Origin of the sequence: Haloarcula quadrata, from assembly GCF_003634715.1 — an archaeon.
GTDB lineage: Archaea > Halobacteriota > Halobacteria > Halobacteriales > Haloarculaceae > Haloarcula > Haloarcula marismortui.
Map to the genome: position 1 here is coordinate 2,853,142 of NZ_RBWW01000001.1, position 22,941 is coordinate 2,876,082.

Annotated in this window: 21 protein-coding genes; 6 read left to right on the forward strand and 15 right to left on the reverse strand. The window is 64.5% G+C overall.

Annotated elements, in window-relative coordinates:
* Position 1: 1 nt before the first annotated feature.
* The 3 genes from BDK61_RS14710 to BDK61_RS14720 form a co-directional block, all read right to left on the reverse strand.
* The gene (locus tag BDK61_RS14710; protein ID WP_004516764.1) at positions 2 to 229 is read right to left on the reverse strand and encodes a 30S ribosomal protein S28e; all 228 of its coding nucleotides are present in this window, start codon (positions 227 to 229) and stop codon (positions 2 to 4) included.
* Positions 230 to 240: 11 nt separating this feature from the next.
* A complete protein-coding gene (gene rpl7ae, locus BDK61_RS14715; RefSeq protein ID WP_004593501.1) occupies positions 241 to 603 on the reverse strand; it encodes a 50S ribosomal protein L7Ae in 363 nt (120 codons plus the stop codon).
* 213 nt (positions 604 to 816) lie between these two features.
* A complete protein-coding gene (locus BDK61_RS14720; protein WP_121303606.1) occupies positions 817 to 1,830 on the reverse strand; it encodes an NAD(P)H-dependent flavin oxidoreductase in 1,014 nt (337 codons plus the stop codon).
* Here BDK61_RS14720 and tmcA point away from each other — a divergent pair.
* The 5 genes from tmcA (at position 1,829) to BDK61_RS14740 (ending at position 7,586) form a co-directional block, all read left to right on the forward strand.
* Complete coding sequence (tmcA, locus tag BDK61_RS14725; protein WP_208644673.1) at positions 1,829 to 4,156, forward strand: tRNA(Met) cytidine acetyltransferase TmcA; 2,328 nt, start codon at positions 1,829 to 1,831, stop codon at positions 4,154 to 4,156. The genes BDK61_RS14720 and tmcA overlap by 2 nt on opposite strands.
* The gene (locus tag BDK61_RS14730) at positions 4,153 to 4,650 is read left to right on the forward strand and encodes a DUF456 domain-containing protein (RefSeq protein WP_007188257.1); all 498 of its coding nucleotides are present in this window, start codon (positions 4,153 to 4,155) and stop codon (positions 4,648 to 4,650) included. Before tmcA ends, BDK61_RS14730 begins: the two co-directional genes overlap by 4 nt.
* Positions 4,647 to 4,811, forward strand: a complete 165-nt coding sequence (locus tag BDK61_RS23500; RefSeq protein ID WP_167467390.1) for a hypothetical protein — start codon at positions 4,647 to 4,649, stop codon at positions 4,809 to 4,811. Before BDK61_RS14730 ends, BDK61_RS23500 begins: the two co-directional genes overlap by 4 nt.
* A gap of 123 nt (positions 4,812 to 4,934) precedes the next feature.
* Positions 4,935 to 6,536, forward strand: a complete 1,602-nt coding sequence (locus BDK61_RS14735) for a class I adenylate-forming enzyme family protein (protein ID WP_007188255.1) — start codon at positions 4,935 to 4,937, stop codon at positions 6,534 to 6,536.
* Positions 6,537 to 6,611: 75 nt separating this feature from the next.
* Positions 6,612 to 7,586 carry an LLM class flavin-dependent oxidoreductase gene (locus tag BDK61_RS14740; RefSeq protein WP_004963254.1) on the forward strand — a complete coding sequence of 325 codons (975 nt, stop codon included), beginning with the start codon at positions 6,612 to 6,614 and terminating at the stop codon, positions 7,584 to 7,586.
* Here BDK61_RS14740 and BDK61_RS14745 read toward each other — a convergent pair.
* The 8 genes from BDK61_RS14745 to BDK61_RS14780 all read right to left on the reverse strand — a co-directional run bounded on the left by BDK61_RS14745 (position 7,583) and on the right by BDK61_RS14780 (position 15,012).
* On the reverse strand, positions 7,583 to 8,314 hold the full coding sequence (locus BDK61_RS14745) for a GNAT family N-acetyltransferase (protein WP_011222817.1): 732 nt from the start codon (positions 8,312 to 8,314) through the stop codon (positions 7,583 to 7,585). The two genes, BDK61_RS14740 and BDK61_RS14745, sit on opposite strands and share 4 nt — an antisense overlap.
* 68 nt (positions 8,315 to 8,382) lie before the next feature.
* Positions 8,383 to 8,742 carry a hypothetical protein gene (locus tag BDK61_RS14750; RefSeq protein WP_121303608.1) on the reverse strand — a complete coding sequence of 120 codons (360 nt, stop codon included), beginning with the start codon at positions 8,740 to 8,742 and terminating at the stop codon, positions 8,383 to 8,385.
* Positions 8,743 to 8,753: 11 nt separating this feature from the next.
* Positions 8,754 to 10,415: an FAD-dependent monooxygenase gene (locus BDK61_RS14755; protein ID WP_121303609.1), complete on the reverse strand. Its 1,662-nt coding sequence runs from the start codon at positions 10,413 to 10,415 to the stop codon at positions 8,754 to 8,756.
* Positions 10,408 to 12,072: an electron transfer flavoprotein subunit alpha/FixB family protein gene (locus BDK61_RS14760; protein ID WP_121303610.1), complete on the reverse strand. Its 1,665-nt coding sequence runs from the start codon at positions 12,070 to 12,072 to the stop codon at positions 10,408 to 10,410. The genes BDK61_RS14755 and BDK61_RS14760 overlap by 8 nt, the downstream gene beginning before the upstream one ends.
* 2 nt (positions 12,073 to 12,074) lie before the next feature.
* A complete protein-coding gene (locus BDK61_RS14765; RefSeq protein WP_121303611.1) occupies positions 12,075 to 12,929 on the reverse strand; it encodes an electron transfer flavoprotein subunit beta/FixA family protein in 855 nt (284 codons plus the stop codon).
* A gap of 204 nt (positions 12,930 to 13,133) precedes the next feature.
* Positions 13,134 to 13,463: a 4Fe-4S dicluster domain-containing protein gene (locus BDK61_RS14770; RefSeq protein WP_004963273.1), complete on the reverse strand. Its 330-nt coding sequence runs from the start codon at positions 13,461 to 13,463 to the stop codon at positions 13,134 to 13,136.
* Between the two features lie 49 nt (positions 13,464 to 13,512).
* A complete protein-coding gene (locus tag BDK61_RS14775) occupies positions 13,513 to 14,475 on the reverse strand; it encodes an alpha/beta hydrolase (protein ID WP_208644674.1) in 963 nt (320 codons plus the stop codon).
* A 165-nt stretch (positions 14,476 to 14,640) separates the two neighbouring features.
* Positions 14,641 to 15,012 (reverse strand): Hsp20/alpha crystallin family protein, encoded by a 372-nt coding sequence (locus tag BDK61_RS14780; RefSeq protein ID WP_011222811.1) that lies wholly within the window; start codon positions 15,010 to 15,012, stop codon positions 14,641 to 14,643.
* Between the two features lie 253 nt (positions 15,013 to 15,265).
* Here BDK61_RS14780 and BDK61_RS14785 point away from each other — a divergent pair, with 253 nt between their 5' ends.
* Positions 15,266 to 17,704: a PAS domain S-box protein gene (locus BDK61_RS14785; protein WP_121303612.1), complete on the forward strand. Its 2,439-nt coding sequence runs from the start codon at positions 15,266 to 15,268 to the stop codon at positions 17,702 to 17,704.
* A gap of 8 nt (positions 17,705 to 17,712) precedes the next feature.
* Here BDK61_RS14785 and BDK61_RS14790 read toward each other — a convergent pair whose 3' ends face one another.
* The 4 genes from BDK61_RS14790 to idsA3 form a co-directional block, all read right to left on the reverse strand.
* Complete coding sequence (locus BDK61_RS14790; RefSeq protein ID WP_004963279.1) at positions 17,713 to 19,452, reverse strand: glutamate--tRNA ligase; 1,740 nt, start codon at positions 19,450 to 19,452, stop codon at positions 17,713 to 17,715.
* 180 nt (positions 19,453 to 19,632) lie between these two features.
* Positions 19,633 to 20,568: an ArsA family ATPase gene (locus BDK61_RS14795; protein ID WP_121303613.1), complete on the reverse strand. Its 936-nt coding sequence runs from the start codon at positions 20,566 to 20,568 to the stop codon at positions 19,633 to 19,635.
* Between the two features lie 64 nt (positions 20,569 to 20,632).
* Positions 20,633 to 21,898, reverse strand: coding sequence for a hypothetical protein (locus tag BDK61_RS14800; protein WP_121303614.1), 1,266 nt, complete (start codon positions 21,896 to 21,898; stop codon positions 20,633 to 20,635).
* Between the two features lie 2 nt (positions 21,899 to 21,900).
* The gene (gene idsA3, locus BDK61_RS14805) at positions 21,901 to 22,941 is read right to left on the reverse strand and encodes a geranylfarnesyl diphosphate synthase (protein WP_004963288.1); all 1,041 of its coding nucleotides are present in this window, start codon (positions 22,939 to 22,941) and stop codon (positions 21,901 to 21,903) included.

Consider the following 22,941-nt stretch of genomic DNA (forward strand, 5'->3'; position numbering starts at 1 on the left):
GTTACTGCCCTCCGATGGTGTCGGCTTCGCGAGCCGTCTCGCGGAGCTGAAGCACGTCACCTTCGCGGACCGGGCCGAGAACGTTGCGCGTGATGATGCGCCCCTGATTCTCGCCTTCGCGGATGCGGCACTTGACCTGCATGGCCTCGCCGTGCATCCCCGTCCGGCCCACGACTTCGATAACCTCGGCGGGCGTGGAACCGCTGCTTTCGGATTCCTCAGCGCTCATCCGAGGTCACCTCACCGAAGCTCCTCGACCTTGTCGGCGATGTCCTCGACATCGGCGTCAGCCTCACCGGCGTCGGTGACGGCTGCAGCGGCCGAGCCGACTTCGAGCCCGGCGGCGTGACCGAGGTCGTCCTGCTGCTCGACGAAGATGAAGGGAACGCCCTTCTCGTCGGCAAGCTCCGGAATGTGCATGACGATTTCCTCGGGCTGGACGTCTTCGGCGACGAAGACGAGCTCAGCGGAGCCGCGCTCGATGGACTTGGTCGTCTCGTTTGTACCCTTCTTTACTGCGCCTGTGTCCCGGGCAACCTCGAGCGCCTCAAGGGCGTCGTCTTCGAGGTCCGCGGGAACGTCGAAATCTACGTATACTGGCATTTGTATGTTCACCTCCTGCGCGCGAGCTCAGGCTCCCCCGCCGTGTCCGGGCCGCGAGGCCCGTCACACCGTGATGGTGTGTATCCTGAAAAGGCTGGGAGCATCATCAACTCGGCGCAGGCTGTACCCCATTCTGTGCTACCGGCCCTAAAAGCGCTTTCGAAGCCGAAATCCCGTGCCAGCCCGCCACACGGGTGCTGTCGGGGGGTCTGCCTATTCCGCGGCCGCCGACGCATCGGCCAGCGCGGCCCGCGCGTCCGAGACGAGACGGGCCACCACCTCACCGGCGGGCCGGACGTCCTGTGCGAGACCGGTGCTTTGCCCGGCGTAGTGTGGCAGGGCCTCGACATCGCCGGTCATCCCCGCAAGCGGGGGCATATCAGCAAACCGACCAATCGGCTCGCCGTCGGGCATCTGTGCAATTTGTTCGGGGTCGCTGGCGTCGCCGATTTCATCTAAGTCATGTCCTGCCTGCTGTCGGACCTCGTCGGTTTCGAGGACTCGGTGTGGCTGGTCCGGCCAGCCCCGGTCGAACAGGTCGGTAAACCGCGTCGCCGTCTCTGGCGCGTCAACGATTTGTTGCCGGTATGCCTCGTGCGCGCCTGATTCCTCGGTCGCCACGAACCGAGTGCCGAACCAGCCGCCAGCTGCTCCGAGCGTCAGCGCCGCCGCGAGGCCGCGACCATCCCCGAGACCGCCGGCCGCGACGACCGGGACCGGAACCGCGTCGGCCACCCGCGGGAGCAACGACATCGTCGTCACGTCGCTCTGGACGTGGCCACCAGCCTCCCGACCCTGTGCGACCACTACGTCGGCCCCGGCGTCGACGGCAGCCTTGGCATCGGCGGCGCTCCCGACAGTGACCATCGCCGTGCCACCGGCCTCGTGGACCCGGTCGATGTACGGCCCGGCATCGCCAAATGAGAAGGAGACAACCGGTGCGCCAGCGTCCAGACAGGCGTCGAGACAGGCCGACGGCGAGAGCACACCTGTGGACTCGTCGAGGACGACGTTGACGCCGACCACGCCGTCAGTCGCGTTTGCAGCGTCCGTGTACGCGTCTCGGATCGCGTCGGCCTCACGCCACGACATCGCCAGCATCCCGAGGCCGCCCGCGTCAGCGACTGCTGCGGCCAGGGACGGCGTCGAGACGCTCCCGACTGGTGCCTGCACGACTGGGTGGTCGATACCGATCTCGGAACAGAGCGGGGTCTGGAGGGGAGCCATGCCGACGACTGTGTCCGGTCCGATAAAAAGCGTACCTGGGGAGCGCCGTGACCGTCAGGTCCATACTGGCGCGTCCGCCACCACCGGTATGGACATCGCGCGCTCGCTTCGAGCGGAGGCCCGCCGCGCGAACGAGCGGCGGCTACTCGTTCTGGCGGGCGACCCCGACCGAACCCGGGAGCGAGCGGCAACAGCGCTCGATTTGGCGGACGTTCCCAGCGCGGAGACGACCGTCGTCGGCCCGGAGCCGTTCCTCGACTGTGAGCATCACGAGCAGTCCCGCGCCGAGGAGCTTCTCGGCCGGACTCGGACGGCTGTCGTCCTCGATGCACACGAGGAACTGCGGCCGGACGCGGTCGGGCGGACCGTCGGTGCTGTCGACGGCGGCGGCCTCTACGTCCTCCTCGCGCCGTCGCTGGAGACGTGGCCCGAGGAGCGCGACGGGTTCGACGCCTCGCTCGCAGTCCCGCCGTTCAGCGTCGAAGACGTGAGCGGCCACTTCCGCCGTCGGTTCGTCGAAACGCTGCGAGCACACCGAGGTATCGCTATCGTCGACGTCGACACGGGCACTGTCGAGCAGGACGGCCTGACGGACCCGCCACCGAGCCGCCCGGTTCCAAGCCCGACCCCGCCAACCGACGCGTGGTTTCGCTCTGAGACCTACGCTCAGTGTCTCACCGACGACCAGCGCGACGCGGTCCAGGCGTTCGAGTCCCTGCAGACCGCCGGCGAGGCAGTCGTGGTCGAGGCCGACCGGGGGCGAGGGAAATCCAGCGCCGCCGGGCTGGCAGCCGGAAACCTCGCCGCGGCGGACAGGGACGTACTGGTGACCGGGCCGCAGTACCGGAGCGCCGCCGAGGTGTTCGTGCGGGCGGCACACCTGCTGGAGGCGTTCGGCGTCGACTTCACGCGCGACCGTTCGTCAGACCCCCAGCGGCTCGACGTTGCAGGGGCGGGCTGCGTGCGGTATGCGCCGCCGGACGAGGCTGCACTGCTTCCGGATGGTCCCGACGTGGTCATCGTCGACGAGGCCGCAGCCCTGCCGGTCCGGCGACTCGAACAGTTCCTCGACGCGCCGGCGGTCGCCTTCACGACGACGGTCCACGGCTACGAGGGGGCAGGCCGGGGCTTCTCCGTCCGGTTCCGTGACCGACTTGCCGAAAGCGACCTCGCCGTCACCGACGTGTCGATGACGACGCCGATTCGATACAGCGACGCCGACCCTGTGGAGGTGTGGGCGTTCCGGGCGCTGTTGCTGGACGCGCGCCCGCCGGTCGACCAGCTTATCGAAGACGCGACGCCGGAGACCGTGGAGTACCGACAGCTGTCGGCGGCTGACCTGCTCGCCGACACGCACCTGCTCCGGGAGGTGTTCGGCCTGCTCGTGCTGGCCCATTACCGGACGGAACCCTCGGACCTGGCCCGACTGCTTGACGCACCGAACCTCACCGTCAGGGCGCTGACCCACGAAGGCCACGTCGTTGCAGTGGCGTTGCTGGCACAGGAAGGCGGGCTCTTGGCGTCGACCCGGGCTACGATGTACGAAGGCGGACGCGTTCGCGGGAATATGCTCCCAGACGTGCTATCGACACAACTCCGGGACGAAGCCGCCGGGGTTCCGGTCGGCCAGCGAGTCCTCCGCATCGCAACCAACGCTGCGGTCCGGTCCCGTGGACTCGGCTCCAAACTCCTCTCGGAAATCAGAGCGGAGTTCGCCGACCATGTGGACTGGGTTGGGGTCAGCTACGGTGCAACGCCGGAACTCGTCCGCTTCTGGGCGGATAACGGCTACAACACCGTCCACCTCGCAACCTCACGGAACGCGACCAGCGGCGAGTACTCCGTCGTGATGCTCGACCCCTGTTCCGACGACGGGGCGGCGCTCGCGGCGCGCCACAGGGAGTGGTTTCAGGACCGAATCGCGGCGGTGCTGTCGGACCCACTCGACGACTGTGACCCCGACGTGGTTCGGGCCGTGCTTCGAGCGACCGACGGCGAGCGGCCGGTATCGCTCTCGGAGTGGGAATGGCGGCTGGTCGCCGGCGTCCCCGGCGGCGCGTCGGTTCTCGACACGAACCCGAAGCCGTTCCGTGACCTCACCCGCCGACACCTGTCGCACCCAGCCGACGCGACCGCGCTCTCGCCGCGGGAGGAACGCCTGCTTGTCCGAAAGGTCTTGCAGGCACATCCATGGTCAACTGTCACCGAGGAACTGGCGTTCGTCTCTGAGCGTGAGTGCATGCGCACGCTTGGCGGAATAGTCGAAAGGTTGACGCGTCTGTACGGCGACCCTTGGGTACAGGAGGAACTCGACAGACACCTATGAGCCTGCTTGGCCTCGAAGCGCTGTTGTTTGTACTCGCGTTTGCGCTCCTGATCGGCGGTGTCATCGGCAGCCTCACGCCCCAAGTCCCCGGCGCGCTCGTCTCGCTCGCCGGCGTCTATCTCTACTGGGTCGCCAGCGGCATGACCGACCCCGGGACGCTCTTGCTGGCCCTGTTGACGCTGGTTGGCCTGCTGACGTGGGCCGTCGATATCGCGGGCGGAGCCGTTGCTGCACGCGTTGGCGGGGCGTCAAACTGGACGGCAGCCCTCGCCGGCGTCGTAGCGCTCGTTCTCTTTTTCGTTACCGGCCCGCTCGGCATCCTGCTGGGCGTCGCCGGGACGGTGTTCGTCGTCGAGTTCTATCGGCAGGAGGACGCCAGAGGGAGCGCGAAGGCCGCGCTGGTAACCACCGTCGGAATGCTGGCCTCCGGCGTCGTCCAGGCCTTGCTGACCGCGTCGATACTGGTCACCATGATTGCCGTCGCGCTTCTATGACACAGTGTGCGGAGGACGGCTGCGAAAACGGGGCCGCGGTCGAACTCCACATCCCCTGGGACGCGAACCGAGACGTGTGTCCGGCCCACGCTCGCGTCTGGGCGCAGAAGGACGGCGTCGTCCCAGCGCCGATGGACGGCCACGAGGACGAGTGGCCATAGACTGCTGTCGCAGAAATTGACGCTTTAATTTACACGTAGGTACCGAGCTAAGAGGATGTCAAACGTTCACGAAGAAAATATAATAATAATTGGGTTTGAATACGACAATTGAGGCATGTTATCATGAAACGCGAGATGCTCACCACCGACTTCATCGACCGTGCAGCAGACATCTACGACGACGTGACCGGTATCGTCGCCCATGACGGCACCGAGTACACGTACGCGGAGGTAAACGAGCGGGTCAACCAGTTGGCACACGCGCTGTCGGACCGGGGCGTCTCAAAGGGGAGTCGCGTGGCCCTCCTTGCGCCGAACACACACTACTTCATCGAGACGCTGTACGCGACAAACAAACTCGGCGCGGTGTTCGTCCCGCTGAACTACCGGCTCGACCCCGCGAAAATCGAGTATATTCTGAACGACTGTGAAGCCGCGACGGTCATCGCCGACTACGACTTCGCGGAGAAGGTCCAGCCGGTACGGGACGACATCCCTGCGGAGACGTTCATCGGCTACGAGCCCGACCGTATCGATGGGGACTGGGAGGGGTACGGCGATGTCCTCGACGGACAGCCGACAGCCGAACCGGACCGGCCGGACATGACCGAGGACGACGACGCCAGCATCAACTACACGTCCGGCACAACAGGGGACCCGAAGGGCGTGGTCAGGACCCATCGGACCGAAAGCTGGCACTCGCTGGTGCTCAATCAGCACATGGAGATACGCGACGACGACACGTACCTCTGGACGCTCCCGATGTTCCACTGCAACGGCTGGGGCCACACCTACGCTATCACCGGGACCGGCGGGACGCACGTCTGTCAGCGGACCTTCGACGCCGCGGACACCTTCCGTCGGGTCCGCGAGTACGACGTGTCGTTCATGTGTGGCGCGCCGACGGTGCTGAACAAGCTCATTCAGCACTACCGAGCAAACGACGGCGACGTAGTGACACAGGGGGACCGCGACGTGCGGATCGCGACGGCCGGCAGCGCCCCGGCGACGGCGACCATCGAGCGCGTCGAAGACGAGTTTGGCTGGCGAATCATCCACATCTACGGCCTGACCGAGACGGCCCCGATCATCACGACCAGCAACTCCCCGCGGCGTATCGCCGAACGGGGCCGTGAACTCAAGGTCAAGCAGGGCTCAGAGACGCTGTGTACCGACATCCGAATCGTCGACGAGGACGGGACCGACGTGCCACGCGACGGGGCGACGATCGGCGAGGTCGTGGTGCAGGGCAACCAGGTAATGGACCGCTATCTCAACAAACCCGAGATCACCGAGGAAGCATTCAACGACCGCGCCGAGGGGTACTTCCACACTGGGGACCTCGCGGCGTGGGACGAGGACGGGATGATACAGATCATGGACCGCCGGAAGGACATCATCATCTCTGGCGGCGAAAACATCTCCTCGATCGAACTGGAGGACGAACTGTACGACCACCCCGGTGTCCTGAAAGCCGCGGTCATTCCAACTCCGAGTGAGGACTGGGGCGAGACCCCGATGGCAATTGTCGTCCCGACGGCCGACAGCGACGCGACCGAACAGGATATCCTCGAATTCCTCAGAGAACGCGTCGCGAGCTACAAGGTCCCTGCAGGCATCGACTTCCGGGACTCGCTTCCTGAAACGGCGACTGGGAAAATCCAGAAGTACGAACTCCGCGAAGAGTACTGGCAAGAGCAGGAGCGGATGATCGGCCAGGAGTGAGCGCGGCGGTGGCTGTGAGACGCTGGGACGATATTAACACGATTCTTTATTACGTTTCCAACAGTCGGTCACACCATGCATCTAGGAGTCGTCGTGCCACGCGTTGATGACCACAGCACAATCGAGCTGGCCGTCGAAGCCGAAGGACACGGCTACGATTCGGTCTGGCTGAACGAACTGTGGGGCGCTAGCTCCGTTGTCGAACTCACGGATATCGCGACACGGACCGACGATATCGAGATCGGCAGCGCGATACTCAACGTCTTCTCACGGTCACCGGCCGTGCTGGCGATGACAGCGACGACCCTCGACAGGGTCTCGGACGGACGGGCAGTGCTGGGGCTGGGAACGAGTACAGCCCGGTCCATCGAGAATATGCACAGCATGGAGTTCGAGCGACCGGTCCGTCGCGCCCACGAGACGATCGATATCATCAAACAGCTCATGACGGGCGACGAGCGGGTGACCTACGACGGTGAGGCGGTCTCGGTCAGGGGCGTGCCGCCGCTAGACCGTGACGTGCCGGTGTACCACGCCGCCCTCGGGCCGGCGAACAGGCGAGTCGTCGCCAGACTCGCTGACGGCTGGCTGCCCCACATGATTGCGTTCTCCGAACTGGAGTCGGCGTTCGACTACATCGCAGAGACGGCACGCGACGCTGACCGGGACCCAGACGACATCACCGTTGCACCGTACGTGCCGGCAGTTGTCCACGAGGATTCCGAGCGAGCGACCGAGGAACTCCGGCAACACATCGCCTACTACGTCGGCAGCGGCGAGGGGTACCGCCGGGCTGTTGCGGAGACGTATCCGGACCGAGCGGAGCGCATCGCCGACGCCTGGCAGGCGGGTGACCGCGGCGAGGCGACGGAACTCGTCACTGACGAAATGACGGCTGATCTCGGCATCGCCGGGACGCCGGAACAGGCGCGAGAGAAACGGGATAAAATTGCGGACAGAGCTGTCATCGACCGGCTTCTGCTAACTGTGCCACAGCAGGTCGACGGGGAGCTGGCTCGGAAGACAATTCGGGCGCTGGGGCCGAATTAGAGGTCAATTTCCATCATCACCTCGTCGGCGTACTCGTCGCCGAACTTGTAGTGGTCCTCACGGATGGCGTCAGTGTCCCAGCCGTGGTCTTCGAGGAACTCGATTGCGTCCTCGTTCGTCGATGGGACAGAGTTGTACAGCTTCTCGTAGCCGTTCGACGCCGCCCACTCGGTGCCCCGGGCGAGTAACTGCGAGCCGATGCCATGGCCCCGATACCGTTCGAGCACACCCAGCGTTAGCTCTGCCGTGTGACTGAGCTTCTCAACTTCGGGATGTTTGAGGTGGACCCACCCGACCACGTCGTCGTTGATGCAGGCGACGAAGAAGATGCGTGACTCCAGCTCGTTGTGCCGGAGCAGCACGCCCTCGCTGTCCACCACGTCGGCGACGGTCTCCGCGTCGACGTACTCGCCGCCGCCGATAGCGGCTCGGATGGCCCCGACAAGGCCGGTCAGGTCCTCCTGACGGGCCTGCCGAATGGTGAACTCGATGTCGTCGGCCTCGAACTCCTCCTCGACGGTGTCGTTGTAGGCGACGCGGAGTTCCCCGTCGATCTCCTCCAGTACGCCGTCGCGTTTGAGTATCGCAACGTGATGGCCGAACGGTCGCGGGTCCATCTGTAGCGCCGACCGAGCGCCTCTCGGTCCTACAGACCCGTGTGATTCGACGTACTCGTAGATGTCCCGTCTGTCCTCGTGGTCGAACTGCAGTGGCTCTGTCAGCTCCATGGTATCTGCTACCACGACACAGTACTTAATCCTTTATCAAAAACCATGTACTTTTAACTGAACAGTCGCTACTGCTCCGGAACACCGGTCAGAAGCACTGCCACATCCCGAGCGTTGTGTGTATCGACGAGCAGTTCTGCGGCCGCTCTGACGCTGTAGGTGCCGGCTAACTCCACGCCGTAGCAGGCGGCGTAGCAGTCAAGCCAGTCGTTCATGGTCCGTTCCAGCCGCTCGAACTCCGCCCCGGAGAAGCGGACCCACGACCCGCCGGTCCGGGCCTCACAGTACAGAGCGACCGTGGGGCCGAACCCGTCCCGAAGGAGTTCCATCGCGCGCTCCTCGTCCGGCGGGTCGGGGTCCAGCGACTCGCGGGTCTGCTCGGCTCGGCGGGAGAGCACCCGAAGGCGGTCGTCGTACTGGCCACTCATCACCGAACGGGTCACCCCTGGTTGAACTCCACGCCTTTCCCGCCAGCGGGGTGTTCCCACTCGGTGTCGGCGACGATAGCACAGGTGCCACACTCGACGCAGGGCTGGGTGTCGAGGCTCACGAGGTGTTCCTCGCTGCCGTTGGTCTGGACCATTTCGTCGCGGTAACAGCCCCCGCCGAAGTCTTCGGCGCTGACCGGGCAGGCCGTGACGGCGGTGCCCGAGGCCTCGAAGGACTTGTCGACCAGTTCGATGTGCGGGTCACCCACGTCATAGGTCAGGTCGCCGATACGGTCACCCAGGTCGGGTGGCGAGACGGTGTTCTCGTCGGTCACGGGCTCACCCAGTTCCTCGGCAATGACCGTCGGCAGCGTCACGTAGGGCAGTTTGGTGTCGGGAATCATCGACACCAACCGCGGTGACGAGTAGGCCCGTTCGAGCAGTCCGGCTGCCGCGCGGACCCCGAACCGGCCGACGGCGGACTCGGCGATAGCGTTCGAGAGGTCGTCGACGGGGCCGAGTTCGCCGAGCTGTCCGAACACCTTGTATCCGGTTGGCCGGAGCTTGTCCATCACGCCCTCGTCGTGGAGCTTCTTCTCGTACAGTTTGCCGGCCTGAGACGTGTCCCCGCGTGCCCTCGCGTCGGCGAACGCCTCGGCGGCCAGCGCCCCGGCAGTGACCGCGTGGTTCATCCCCTTGATGATGGGTCCCTGTGCCTGCATCTGGCCGGCGGCGTCGCCGACCAGCACGAGGCGGTCCTTGTGCGGGGAGGGATGGGCCGCCTTCTTCGAGTCCGGAACCAGTTTCGCACTGTACTCGCGCTCGTTGTACTCGTCGCCGAGCCACTGGGCCATGAGCGGATGCGTGAGCAGGCTGTCGAGCAGTTCGTGGGGCTCCGCCCGTTCCTCAGCGATAGAATCGAGGTGGAACACGGTGCCGATAGACAGCGAGGACTCATTGGTGTAGAGGAAGCCGCCACCACGGACGCCGTCGAACAGGTCGCCCGAGAACAGGTGGGCCGCGCCGTCGTCGGAGGCCACGTCGAAGCGGTCGTTGATGACCTCCGGCTCCATGTCGACGACTGCCTTGACGCCCTGAAACCACTCCTCGGGCTCGTCCCAGTCCATCAGCCCAGCGTCGCGGGCGAGTTCGGAGTTGACGCCGTCGGCCGCCACGATGATGTCGGCTTTGATGGGGTCCAACTCCTCTGTCGTCACGCCGACAATTTCGCCTCGTTCGCGCAACAGGCCGGTGACGTGGACCTCGGTCAGCAAGCCGCCGCCGGTTTCGCGGGTGCGTTCGTGGACCTGCTGGGCGAGCCACGAGTCCATCTTCCGACGGAGCACTGCGTCGGCCCACGCCGTATCGTGGTGATGGAGGTCGCCGATATCGAAGGATTTCACCCTGTCACCGGCGATGTTGTGGATGACGTTCTCCGTCACCGGTCGCTCCGTCGCCTCCTCGCGGAAGTCCGGGAACAGGCCGTCGATGGTGTAGGGTGCCGACTCCTCGGCGTAGATGAGCCCGCCAGAGACGTTCTTCGACCCGGCGTCGACGCCGCGTTCGAGGACGAGTGTTTCGACGCCGTTGCGGGCGAGCGTCGCCGCCGCGGCGGCCCCGCCCGGGCCACAGCCGACGACGACCGCCTCGTACTCCTCGTAAGCGTCAGTCATCGCTGGCCTCCATCATCGCACCCAGTTCACCGGCTTCGACCGCCTCGGTCAACTGCGGGAGCACCTCGAACAGGTCGCCCTCGATGAGGTAGTCGGAGAAGTCCCGGATGTCGGCGTCCGGGTCGGTGTTGATAGCGATGATCGTGTCGGACTCGTCACAACCGACCTTGTGCTGGATCGCGCCGGAGATGCCCGCCGCGATGTACACGTCGGGCTCGACTTCCTGTCCGGACTCGCCGATCTGGCGCTCCTCCGTGACGTACTGCTCGACGTGGCCGTCGAAGGAGTACGACGAGGTGATGACTCCGCGGGACAGTCCCAGATCGGCGTCGTCGAAGGCGTCGACGAGGTCCAGCGCCTGCTCGATGCCCCGCGTCGGGTCGTCGCCGATACCGCGGCCCACGGCGACAATCACGTCGTGGCCGGAGAGGTCGACACCGCCAGAGAGGCGGTCGTACTCCTCGACCTCGACTGTGAACCAGTCGTCGTCAAGGTCCATCTCGTAGTCGACGACCTCACCGTCGCGTTCGTAGTCGGGGTCGGGCATCTCGAAGCTCCCCGGAATCACCGACGCCCCCTGTGGGTGGAAATCCCGGTGGGGTTTGTCGATACAGAGAATCGTCGAGTACTCGAACCCGGAGAAGTCCGGGCGCTTCATATGGAGCACGCGCTCGAACTCCTTCTTGTCGCCGGCGGTGCCAACCTTCGCGGGGTTGGATATCATCGCACTCTCGATATACAGCCCCGAACAGTCCGACGCTAATCCTGAGTCGAGTTCCCCCTGAACGAGCGCCGAAAGGTCCCGACCGTTGTTCGTCGCCGGGAAGACGGTGTAGCGCGGTTCGTGGTAGTCCTTCCACTCGGTCTCCTCACGACCATCGGCGGCCAGGTCGCCACCCGCTCTGGCCATGTCACAAAAGATTTCGGTGTAGGGCTGGTGGCGGAAGCGATCAAGGCGGTCGTCCTCGTAATAGACGACGAGATCCGCACCGTAGGCGATGACATCTTCAACGTGGTCGCTCGCGTCGGCCCCGATGAGCACAGCGACGACGCGCTCGTCCTCGTCGTACGCCGCGTTGTAGTCGTTCATCAGTTCCCGAGCCTTCCCGAGCATCTCCTTTGAAACGTCCACGAGGTCGCCGGCCTGCGTCTCACAGTAAACCCACATATCGCGGTACTCCGCGCCGACGGTTCCCTCGACCCACTGCTTGTCGTTGGTTGGGTGGTCGAGTTCGGGGTACTTCTCTTCCGGCGGGACGTACTCGACCTCCGTCACCGCCTCGCCCTCGGCTTCTTCGGTCCCCTCGACGGATTCGATTCGACTCTCTATCTGGGATTTCGCTGTCTTCCGGTCCTGGCCCGCTTTCTCGCGTTCGAGCAGGTCCCGGAGCACGTCGGCATCGTCAACGTCTCGGACCATGTTCGCCACATCGGCGACAGTAAGGTCGGCGAGGTCGACGGCTTCCGGATCTATCTCACCGTCATCGTCGCTTTCGACCTTCTCGATGCGGTCCTTGATAAGCGTCTTGACGGGAACCCGGTCCTCGCCGTCTTCCTCCAGTGCCAGCATCGCCTGTAGTTCGTCGGCGTCGTCAACGTCCTTGATCTTCGGTCCGAGTTCGGCGATCTCGTGTTCCGTGGGATCGATATCAGGCATTGTCAGTCACCTGCCGCGTACGGCGTGAGTTCGTCCAGTACCGGTTCTAATGCCTCGCGTTCGTCGGCCTCGATAACCGTCGCTTCTCGCTCCGAGGGGGCCTTTGGAATCGGGTCAACGCCGGCGACGATGGTCGGCGAGCCGTCGAGGCCAATGTAATCAGGGTCGAGATTGAGATCTTCGTGATCCCAGACCGTGAGGTGTTCCTCGTACTCCGTGGCCCGCTCTTGAGTCTCCTCGCGGAGGTCCTTGTGTTTCAATCGGTGGCTCGCCTTCCGATAGGTCGGTTCGAACTCGGGGTCGGCAACGATGAAACACGGCATCGGCGCTTCGACCGTTTCAATCTCGGAGATGTCGCCGTTGACCAGTCGCTTCGCCCGAACGGTGCCCGCGTCCTCGTCGATATCGAGTGAGAGAACATGGGTGATTATCGGCCAGTCCAGACACCAGCAGGTCTGTGGACCGGTATGGCCGGTCTCGCCGTCGGCCGTTTTGAACCCGGCAAACACCAGATCAGGCTGCTCCTCAAGGTTTTGGAGGCCAGTGGCGACAGTCATCGCAGTCGCCCAGGTGTCCGCGGCCCCCATCTCGCGGTCCGAGAGGAGATACAGGTCGTCTGCGTACACGTCCCGCATTCCTTCCTGCAAGACCTCTTTGTACCCCGGCGGCCCCATGCTCATCAGCGAGACGTGGCCGCCGTTGCGGACTTTCGTCTGGAACGCCGCACGGAGCGCGTGCTTGTCGTTGGGGTTCATCACCGTCGGTGTCTTTCCCCGTTCGAGATGCCCGTCCTCGTCGAACGATACCTGTCCCTCGCGGAAGTCCGGAACGCCCTTTGTCATAACAACTGTATGCATGGTACCATGACCCTCGTGAGTGTATTTCACACAAGAATCTATAATAAATGTATGTTTACAATTCTGAATGACAGGTATGCGACCCTGTCTCAGGGGACGGAGAATCCGGGCAGCGCCCAGTATATTGACGAACCGATAGCTACAGGTCGTTCAGATTCGGGGTGCGAAGTACGACAATCCAGCGAAAACAGGAGCGTTCGTAACTTAGATGCGACCAGCGCGACCCGGGTCCACGTCGATGGCGTCGACCGGACACACATCGACACAGAGCATACAGTCGATGCACTGGTCCTCGTGAGCCGGGTCAGCCTTGATCTCGCTCTCCGGATGATCCGGCGTGTCGACCCACTCGAATACGTCGACAGGACAGTCCTCTAGACACGCACCGTCGGCGATGCAGATGTCGAAGTCGACGGCGACGTGTGTCCCGTGGATGCCCAGTTCCTCGGGCTCGTCGACCGGGCCCCAGACATTGTGTCCGTCGTGCTGTTCGACAACGTCGCGGTTCTCCTCAAACTCCGGGTCTATGGCCATTGGTATCTTATCTCACTTTTGGGAGCTACTTAACTTTTCGACCTGACCGTCAGAATCCGGGGCCGTCGCGGCGATCCGAGCCGTGAACATCCCCCGACCCGAGGTCGCTGATGCGGTCAGTCGGTCCTGACAGGTCGCCGCCGGGCAAGCCGGTATCATCGCCTGCGCCTCTTGGGCCGTCAGTGTCCGGACTGTCGGTTCCGATTCGCCGAATGAACTCAACGGTCCGTTCGTACACGTCGTCGTACTGGGCCCCGTGGAACGGGAACCCGTGGTCCGACGGCACCGTCTCGTGGACCACATCGGTCATGGGGCCGAGCGCGTCGGCAAGCAGTTCGGACTGAGATGGCGGCACAACGTCGTCTTCAGAGCCGTGGAGCAACAACGTCGGCGGGGCGTCGGTATTCACCTGACCGACCGGCGAGGCGAGGTCGTACGCCGCAGGTTCGTCGTCGGGCCCGCCGCCGAGATACGCCCGATGGCCCTCACCCGCTGGGACATCAGTCGCGGTATCGAGCGCGTGGAAGTCATAGACGCCGGCGTAGCCGACGGCGGCCGACAGTGCCGAAGACGCGCCGGGGTACAGTTCGGGTTCGAATCCGGGTTCGTCCGCCGTCAGCGCGGCCAAGACGACGAGGTTCGCGCCGGCTGAGTGACCGACACCCACGACTCGGTTGGTGTCCGCGCCGTAGCTTTCTCCCTCCGTCCGGGCCCACTCGATAGCGGCCTTTACATCTACGAGCGCCGCCGGAAACGTCCATTCCGGTGCGAGCCGATACTGCGGCTCGATGACCAGAAAGCCGTCCGCGGCGAGGTCAAGCGCGTGCCGGGCGAACTCACCCTTGTCGCCAGACGTGAACGCGCCGCCGCGGACGAGCACGGCGACCGGTTTCGGGCCGCTGGCCGCCGCTGCGTCGTACAGGTCGAGCGTCAGCGTCTCGCCGTCCACCTCGTGGAACGGGATGTCGCGCTGCACTGTCACTGACTCCGGGGCGCGTTCTGTCACGGGCATTGGTCGGGCCGTCGTGGACATAAGCCCGACGCTATCAGCTCTCGCCTCGGGGTCGAACGACGCGCCGGCACCGCGGTCTGCTGGGAACTGGCTTGAGCGTCAGGTGCCTCGTTCCGAACGAAGCGAACAGGTCGGTTATCGGGCGGTACACCTGCGGCCCGACGGTCAGCCTTCGACCTTGATCTGCTTGCCGCGGGCCGTCGCGCCTACCTCGACGGGCAGGCGCACCTCGAGGATACCGTTGGTGTAGTTCGCGGCGATACCCTCATCGTCGACCCGCTTCGGGAACCGGAAGCGTCGGTGGTAGGTCCGACGCTCGCCGCGCTGTTCGTCCTCACGTTCGGCGGCGATGTTCAACATGCCGTCGTCCCAGGAGACGTCGATGTCCTCGACATCAAAGCCCGGGAGCTCGACGTTGAGGACGAACTCGTCGTCCTCTTCGTACAGTTCGTAGTCGTCGCTACCGGTTTCGAACAGGCGGGACGGAAGGTCAAGACCGCGCATCCAGGAACTCGGTGTGGTTGTTGGCAGTGCCATTGGCCATCACCTCGTATCCATTTGACACTAGTGTTGCGGTTCGTAAAAAACCTTACGCACCTTGAGGTATGGGAACAAACAACTAGATACCTCACTGCGGTCTTAAGAGCAACCACCGCAAGCAGGACCCAGTTGCACTAGAGCCCCAAATCCGGGTGCTACGGAACCGACTACAGACAGCCGTTCTTCTTTACTGTCAATGCGCCGTTAACCAATAAAATAAAGTGACGATGCGACGATATTCAGTGGAACGATGTACGGCCGCTTCGTGACGGCTTTATGGGTCCTAGCTGGCCTTTCCGCAGTGTTTTCACTGCTCGCGTGGCGTAAGCGTGAGGGACCTGGCAGGACACCGATGGTGGTGTTTCACCTCGCCTTAGCAGTCGGTGCTTCCAGCTACGCTGTCGACATCACCGCGACGGCGCTGTCGACCCAGTTGTTGGCTCGGCAGGTCGCAACCATCGCTCAGGGCGTAGTCGCCATCACCTGGCTGTACGCCGCGTTGCAGTACGCCGACTTCGACAGGTCGGTGACGCGGCGAGCTGTCGGGTTCCTATCGCTTGACCTGTTGGTGCTTGTGGGCGTGTTCGTCTTCCCGGGCGTATCACTGTTCGACCTCCCGTCCAGCGGCTCTGTGGGGTCACTGGTGGTGGCTCCGGGGGCTGGGCTCACAGCAGTGTTCGTCGCCCACATGGCGACAATTCTGATTGCGGCGCTTGCCGGGACAATCGTTCTTATTCAGTTGTTCGTCCGCTCGCGGCACCTGTACCGGACACAGGCCGCGGCCGTCCTCATCGCGGCGCTGGCTCCCTGGACCATTGCGCTGACCCAGCAGTACTTCCTGCAGATTCCCGAGGACGCCACGATTTTCGCCTGGGGAGTCTCTGGGATAGCGATGACGACCGGCCTCTACACGTTCAAGACGCTTGACCCGGTACCGGCCGCGCAGGAAACTATCGTCGAGCAGATGGGGGACGGAACGCTCGTCGTGGACATCGACGGCTGTATCAGCCACGCGAATCCGGCGGCTGAAACCCTCCTCGCTGGCCCCGAAGAGTCGCTCGTGGGCCAGCAAGTAGAGGCCGTTATTCCGACCTGGGACAGTCTCACAGTCGACGACGAACAAGCAGACTGGTCGGAACTCGCGCTCTCCGTGGACGGCCAGCAGCGGTTTGTCGAACTCGAAGTGACACCGTTTGCCGACCGGTTCGATGGACTCGTTGGCCGACTCGTCGTCCTCCGGGACATCACGGAGCGGAAGCGACGCGAGCAACGGCTGACGCAGTACAAGACGATTTTCGAGGGCGTCAGCGAACCCGTCTACGTCCTCGACGAACACGACCAGTTTGTCACGTACAACGACCCGTTCGCCAAGCTGGTCGGTACCGTCGAGGACAGTCTCGTCGGCGAACGCTTCGAGACTGTGCTAGGGCAGATGGGAACCGAGCCAATGGACGGCGGCTCGGAGGAGGTCCTGATCCGGACCGCATCCGGTGAGCAGGTCCCCTGTGAAGTCGACGCGGCGGACATCGAACTGGCCAGCGGTGAGTCCGGCCGTGTCGGCATCGTCCGTGACATCTCACAACGAAAAGAAATCGAGTCCGAACTCGCAATGACGACCGAGCGCCTCGAAACGCTCGTCGAGGCTGCCCCGCTCGCGATTGTTGCACTTGACGCCAGCGCGACTGTCGAAGTCTGGAATCCCGCCGCGACGGAACTATTTGGCTGGCGCGCCGACGAGGTGTTGGGCGGCACGGTTCCCGTTATCCCGGCCGAGAACCGACGACAGACCGCCGAACTTCACGCGCAAGTCCTCGAAGGGGAGCGTCTGTCGGGCCACGAAACAGAGCTTGAACGAAAAGACGGGAGTCGTGTCGACGTGAGCCTTGCCGCCGCCCCGATTCGTGACCTCAGTGGCACCGTAGTTGGCAGCGTCTCTGTTGTCACGGATATCATCGAACGGAAGCGGCGGGAGCAACAGCTGGAACTCCAGAACGAGCGGCTGGACGAGTTCGCCAGCCTCGTCAGCCACGACCTCCGGAACCCCTTGCAAGTTGCCAGTGGCCATCTGGAACTGGCGTCACAAGACGCTGACTCGGGCGTGCGCGAATCGATAACGGCCGCAACGGACGCCCTCGACCGGATGGAGACGCTCATCGACCACACCCTGACGCTGGCCCGCGAGGGGCGTGACATCAGCGACCCCGAACTGATATCGCTCCGGAAGACGTTCTCCCGGGCCTGGGACGCCGCACCCACGAGCGCGGCCGAACACCGGGTTCGGGACCCGCCGGAGCACGTACTGGCCGACCCCGACCGCCTCGCCGAACTGTTCCAGAACCTCGTGCAAAACGCCGTAGAACACGGCAGTGACGGTGCCACTCCCGGAGCTGGGCCAGCGGCCGATGGCGGAGGAGTCGTCACCATCACGCTCGGAGCCACGCCGGACGGCTTCTACGTCGCCGATGACGGCCCGGGGATTCCGCCGGACCAGCGCGACGCCGTCCTCGAATCGGGCTACAGTACCGACGACGACGGCACCGGCTTTGGCCTGGCGATAGTGGAGACGATTGCCGAGGCCCACGGCTGGGAGCTAACGGTTACCGACAGCGAAGCCGGCGGTGCTCGATTCGAGTTCAGTGGTGTCGAGACTGGGAGTCAGGGGGAAGAACCGACAGCTGGGTCGTTGTGACGGCGGCTTCAGGGATGGGTAAAGTACGCGACGGACTCCGTATCCGAGTCGTCCGCAACCTTGTCGAGGCGAGCGAAGCCAATGCGTTCGAACTGCACCACGTCGTCAGTGTCGTAGTTGCGCAGTCCCGGTTCGGCCACGCCTGATACGTCGCCGTCCATCGTCCGGAGGCGGAGCGCTGGGCCGTCAGCCGGTGCCCAGTGAATCACGTCGACGCCCTCCTCACGGACGGCGTCGATATCGTCGCCGGTGTACTCGAAGGCGTCGCGAGTGTGTCGCACGCAGCCGTACCCCTTGAGCCAGATACGATCGCCGTGGTCTGGCAGGTCGTCACCCTCGACGACGACACCGCTGGTCACCGGAATCTCGCGGCGGCCACGCTCCTCGTAGTCCGGGTGCAGCGGCGGTTCGCCGGCGTCCGGCCCGCCGACGATCTGGCGCTCAACGAGGCCACCGTGGTCGTCGCTGTCCCGGACGAAGAACGCCCGGTCCGAGTCGTCGTCGATGAGGTCACGGTTGTTCGAGTAGATCGAGGACATCGCCAGGTCGACGTTCGAGGTGGACGTGCCCAGCTGAATCATCGCATCGACAACGGCCTCGCCGCGGATGCCGCGCCGTTCGAGGCTGGCGACGGTCGGCGCTCGCGGGTCGTCCCAGCCCGCCAGTTCGCCGTCCTCAATGAGTTCGGCGATGCTTGACGTCGAGAGGGGCACGTCGTAAGCGTCGACCTGGACGTGGCCCCAGTGGATGACTTCGGGGTACTCCCAGTCGAAGTAGTCATAGACGAACTGCTGGCGCTTCGCGGAGTCCTGCAGGTCGATACCGCGGATAATGTGGGTGACACCCAGCAGGTGGTCGTCAAGCCCGCTCTGGAAGTCCAGCATCGGCCAGCAGCGGTACTGCTCGGCCGCCTCGCGTGGATGGGGCGTGTCGACCATCCGGAACGCGACGAAGTCCCGCAGCGCGGGGTTCTTGTGAGTAATGTCGGTCCGGACCCGCAGGACCATCTCGCCGCTGTCGTACTCGCCATCGACCATCGCCTCGAACTCCGAGCGCGTGGTCTCGGCGTCCTTATCCCGGTGGGGACAGGCCTCGCCGTTGTTCTTCAGGTCCGAAAACTCACCCTGCGGGCACGAGCAGGTGTAGGCCCCGCCCTTGTCGATGAGCTTGCGAGCGTACTCGTAGTACGTCTCGACGCGGTCGCTGGCGTTGACCACGTCGTCCGGTTCGAAGCCGAGATAGTCGATTGCGTCCAGAATTGCGTCGTAGGCATCCAGATCCGGCCGCTTGGTCTCGGGGTCGGTGTCGTCGAAGCGGCAGATGAACTCCCCGTCGTAGCGCTGTTTGTACGTCCCGACGACAGCGGCCATCCGCGCGTGGCCGATGTGCCACGGCCCGTTGGGGTTTGGCGCGACGCGCATCCGGACGGTGTCGTACTCCTCGGCGTTGGGCAGGTCCGGCAGTGGGTGGTCCTCGCCCTCGTCCTCAGCCTCCAGCTCTTCGAGTTTCTCCGGAGCGAGTTCGGCCAGCCGCTCGCGGCGCTCCTCGGCGTCCATCCCGTTGACCCGCTCGACGACCGGCGCGATAACGCCGGGTATCTCGTCGCCGTACTCGCGGAACTCCGGGTTCTCGCCCATGAGCGGGCCCATTATTGCGCCAACCTGTGCCTCGCTATCGTGTTTGACCGCGTTGAGGAGGGCGTTTGTCTCCGCCGCCTCCGTGATTCGGTCTCGCAGCTCGTCGTCCATTATCGGGACCTGCGACTGGGAGGGTCAAAACGCCGTCGGACCACCTTTTTCATCGTCGGGTGGCTCGCGATGCTCGCCACCACTCCTTGAAAAACGTGGGCGAAAAAGGCCGGAACCTCACTAAGTTCGGTTCCGGTGAACCGCGCTCGCTTCGCTCGCGCGGATGCTCGTCTTTACAGGTCACTTCACATCCACCAGAGACTCCGCAACCCTGTCCAGCGCGCTAATACCAGTCACCTCGCCGGACTGGTCGGGAATCGTCCACACGTCAAGGTCGGGCAGCGACTCCCGAAGCGCGGCAATAGACTCTTGCTGTACCACCTGCTTGCCCTGACAGCGCTGACAGTCGCCGGCGTCCTCGATGACCTTGTTCACGACCAGCGTCGTTACCGGCACGTCGAACTCGCGGAGCTTCGCGACCAGCCGCTCCGTCTCGCGGACGGCCATCGTTTCGGGAATCGTGACGACCCGGAACGCGGTCTGTTTGGGGTCTCGAAGCACTGTGCCGACCCGTTCCATCCGCGTGCGCATCTCGGTGAAGTCGTCCGGGCCGTCGTCGCGCCGGCTCGCCATCGGGCCGAACATCATCGTCCGGGCAGTGTTGACTTTCCGACGAACCTGGTCCCGGAGATCCATCGCCGTGGCAACGCCGCGGTCCATCACCGACGGGAGGTCAAGCAGGCGGAGCGTGTGCCCGGTCGGGGCAGTGTCGAACACCACGCGGTCCCAGCGGTCGCTCTCGATGTACGTCGCCATGCCCTCGATGGCTGCTAGTTCGTCGCTACCGGGCATTACGCCGGATGTGAACAGGTCAGCGATTTCCTCTTCGTCCATCCGAATGCCGGCATCGGAAAATTCCGACGCCAGCGCCTCGAACAGTGACCGGTAACGGTCAATACCCGTCTGTGGATCGACCTCGACACCCCACAGCCCCGACCGGATTTCCGTCGGGTCGCCGCCGACCTCGGTCTCGACGGCATCGGCCAGCGAGTGCGCGGGGTCGGTGGAGACAACGAGTGTCTCGTGGCCCGCCGTCGCCAGCCGATAGCCAGTCGCCGCGGCCACGGTCGTCTTGCCGACGCCGCCCTTGCCGCCGTAGAGAAGGAACCGAGTCACACGGCTACCTAGGAACTGATACGTCTTAGTTGCTGACCAGCACCATTCAGGGTCAACAGCCGCCCTACTGCCAGACGCGGACGACACCGTCACTGCGACCGACAGCAATGCTCAAGCCGCCGTCGCCAGTCGGTGTCGCCGCAACGTTCGAGGCGAGCGACGCGCCGATGTCACGCTGGGCCGCCTGCCGAACGCCGTCCTGCCGCTGGAGCGCGACGAGCGTCCGGCGCTTCTGGGTCGGGACGACCAGCGTCTGTCGGTCATCGCCGAGCAGATCTCCGGCGAGTCCACCGTCGAGGATACGCGAGCCGAATGCGTGCGAGGAGACGCCGTCGTAGCGGGCCGCGATTGAGAGCCGGTCACCGTCGATACGGTAGAACTCCACCGTCCCGCCGATGTGTGGGGTGCGAACGACGGCGATTTCGGGCGCCCCGTCGGGGGAGAACGGCGCGACACAGAGCTGGTGGCGCCAACGAAAGCCCGTCCCGATTGCGGGCCCAGTCGCGACGCGCTCGCCGTCCAGTCCGTAGGCGGCCACCCGAGCGCCCTCATCGGGCCCGGTGACGGTGACGAGTACTTCGGGGTCACCATCGTCGTCAATGTCCGCAAGAATCGGTGCTACACCTTCGACGACCGTTGGTTCAGGCAGTTGAACTCGGCGGCGGACGGTCCCACTTCCGTCTGCAACAAACAGAACGATAGCGCGGGCCTCGACCTCGTCACCGAGCGCTCCGTGGTCGTATCGCTGCGTCGCACCGGCGAGCACAGCAGCGACATCGTCCTGCCAGACGATTCGGGCGTCGGGCAGAGCATCCTCGATGAGCGGGTCGCCATCCACGAGGACGACCCCGGACTTGGTCACCGTCGCGATGGTACCATCGGGAAACTGGACGGCGTGGGTGTTGGGTCCTGTCTCATCGGCAGTGAGGAACCGAACGCCGTTGTCCTGAACAACCACGGCTGGTGGCTGGCCCGCCAGCAGGTCGGGTTCGATGACAACCGATTCAACTCGGTCCTGACTCACCCGAACCGCCTTTGGGGCCCCTGCCTCTGGAACGACAACCCAGAGACTCCCGCCCTCGACTGGCAGTCCGACGAGCCACTTCGGGTGGCCCTCAATGGCGATGTCTATCGGGTCGACGGCGTCGAACCGGCCCGAACCTGAAATGTGACGATTGCCGGAGGGCTGAAGATGCGTGTAGCGAACCGTCTCCGTGGTGCTGGTCACCGTTGCTGTCGGGCGTGGTGTTGTGGTCCGCTGACTCGTCGTTCCACAGCCAGCGAAAAGTCCGGCGACACCGGCGAGAACGGCTCGCCGGGTCTGGTCCATGCTCAGTAGTCGCGCTCAACGAGGTAGTTCGCGATGCCTTCGAGCAGGTAGCGGGCCTCGTTGTCCGGCAGGACTTCAAGGTTCTGCTTGCCGCTCGCAATGAGGTCCTGCCCGGTCTGGCGGGCGTATTCGATTGACCCTACCTCTCGCAGACGCTCGACGGCGTCGTCGATTTCGGCTTCCGAAACGGCCTCGACAGAGTCCGTGTCGACGAGGTCGCCCACGTCGACGCCCTGCTGGCGAGCGTGCAGCGTCACCAGCGTCTGCTTGTTCTCGACGAGGTCGGACCCGCGCTGCTTGCCGAGTTTCTCAGAGGGCGTCGTCAGGTCCAGCAGGTCGTCCTGAATCTGGAACGCACGCCCCACGTCGAGCCCGTAGTTGTACAGGGCATCGACCGTCTGCTCGTCGGCCCCCAGCAGCGTGGCCGGAATTGAGGCAGCCGCGCCGTACAGCACGGCCGTCTTGAGTTCGACCATCTCCAGATACTCCTCGGGCGTGACAACATCGCGTTGCTCGAACTCGATGTCGAGGGACTGGCCCTCGCAAATGCGGGTACACGTCGTTGCGAGTCGCTTGTTCGCGTCGACAGTCCGTTCGTGAGCCGCGCCCGTTTCGAGCAGGAACTCGAACGCTTTCGAGTACAGCGTGTCGCCGGCGAGAATCGCCGTCGAGAGGTCATACTCCTTGTGGACGGCGGGCACCCCACGACGGAGCGCGTCGTCGTCCATGATGTCGTCGTGGATGAGCGTGAACGTCTGGATGACCTCGATGGCGAGGGCGGCCGACATCATATCGGCCTGCCCGCCTTCGAGCGTCGGGAAGTCACGGTAGTCTGCCGTCAGCGGGTCGACATCGAGCAGCGACTCCGCGACCAGCAGCAGGACCGTCGGGCGGAGTCGTTTCCCGCCCGCGTCCAGCAGGTATCGCGACGCCTCGTAGAGGTGGTCCGGCTTCTGCACCGGAAGGTCCTCTGGGAGGGCGTCGTTGACCCGGTCTCGTCGGGCGACAATCGCGTCTTCGACCTGCTGATGGCGTTCGGACAT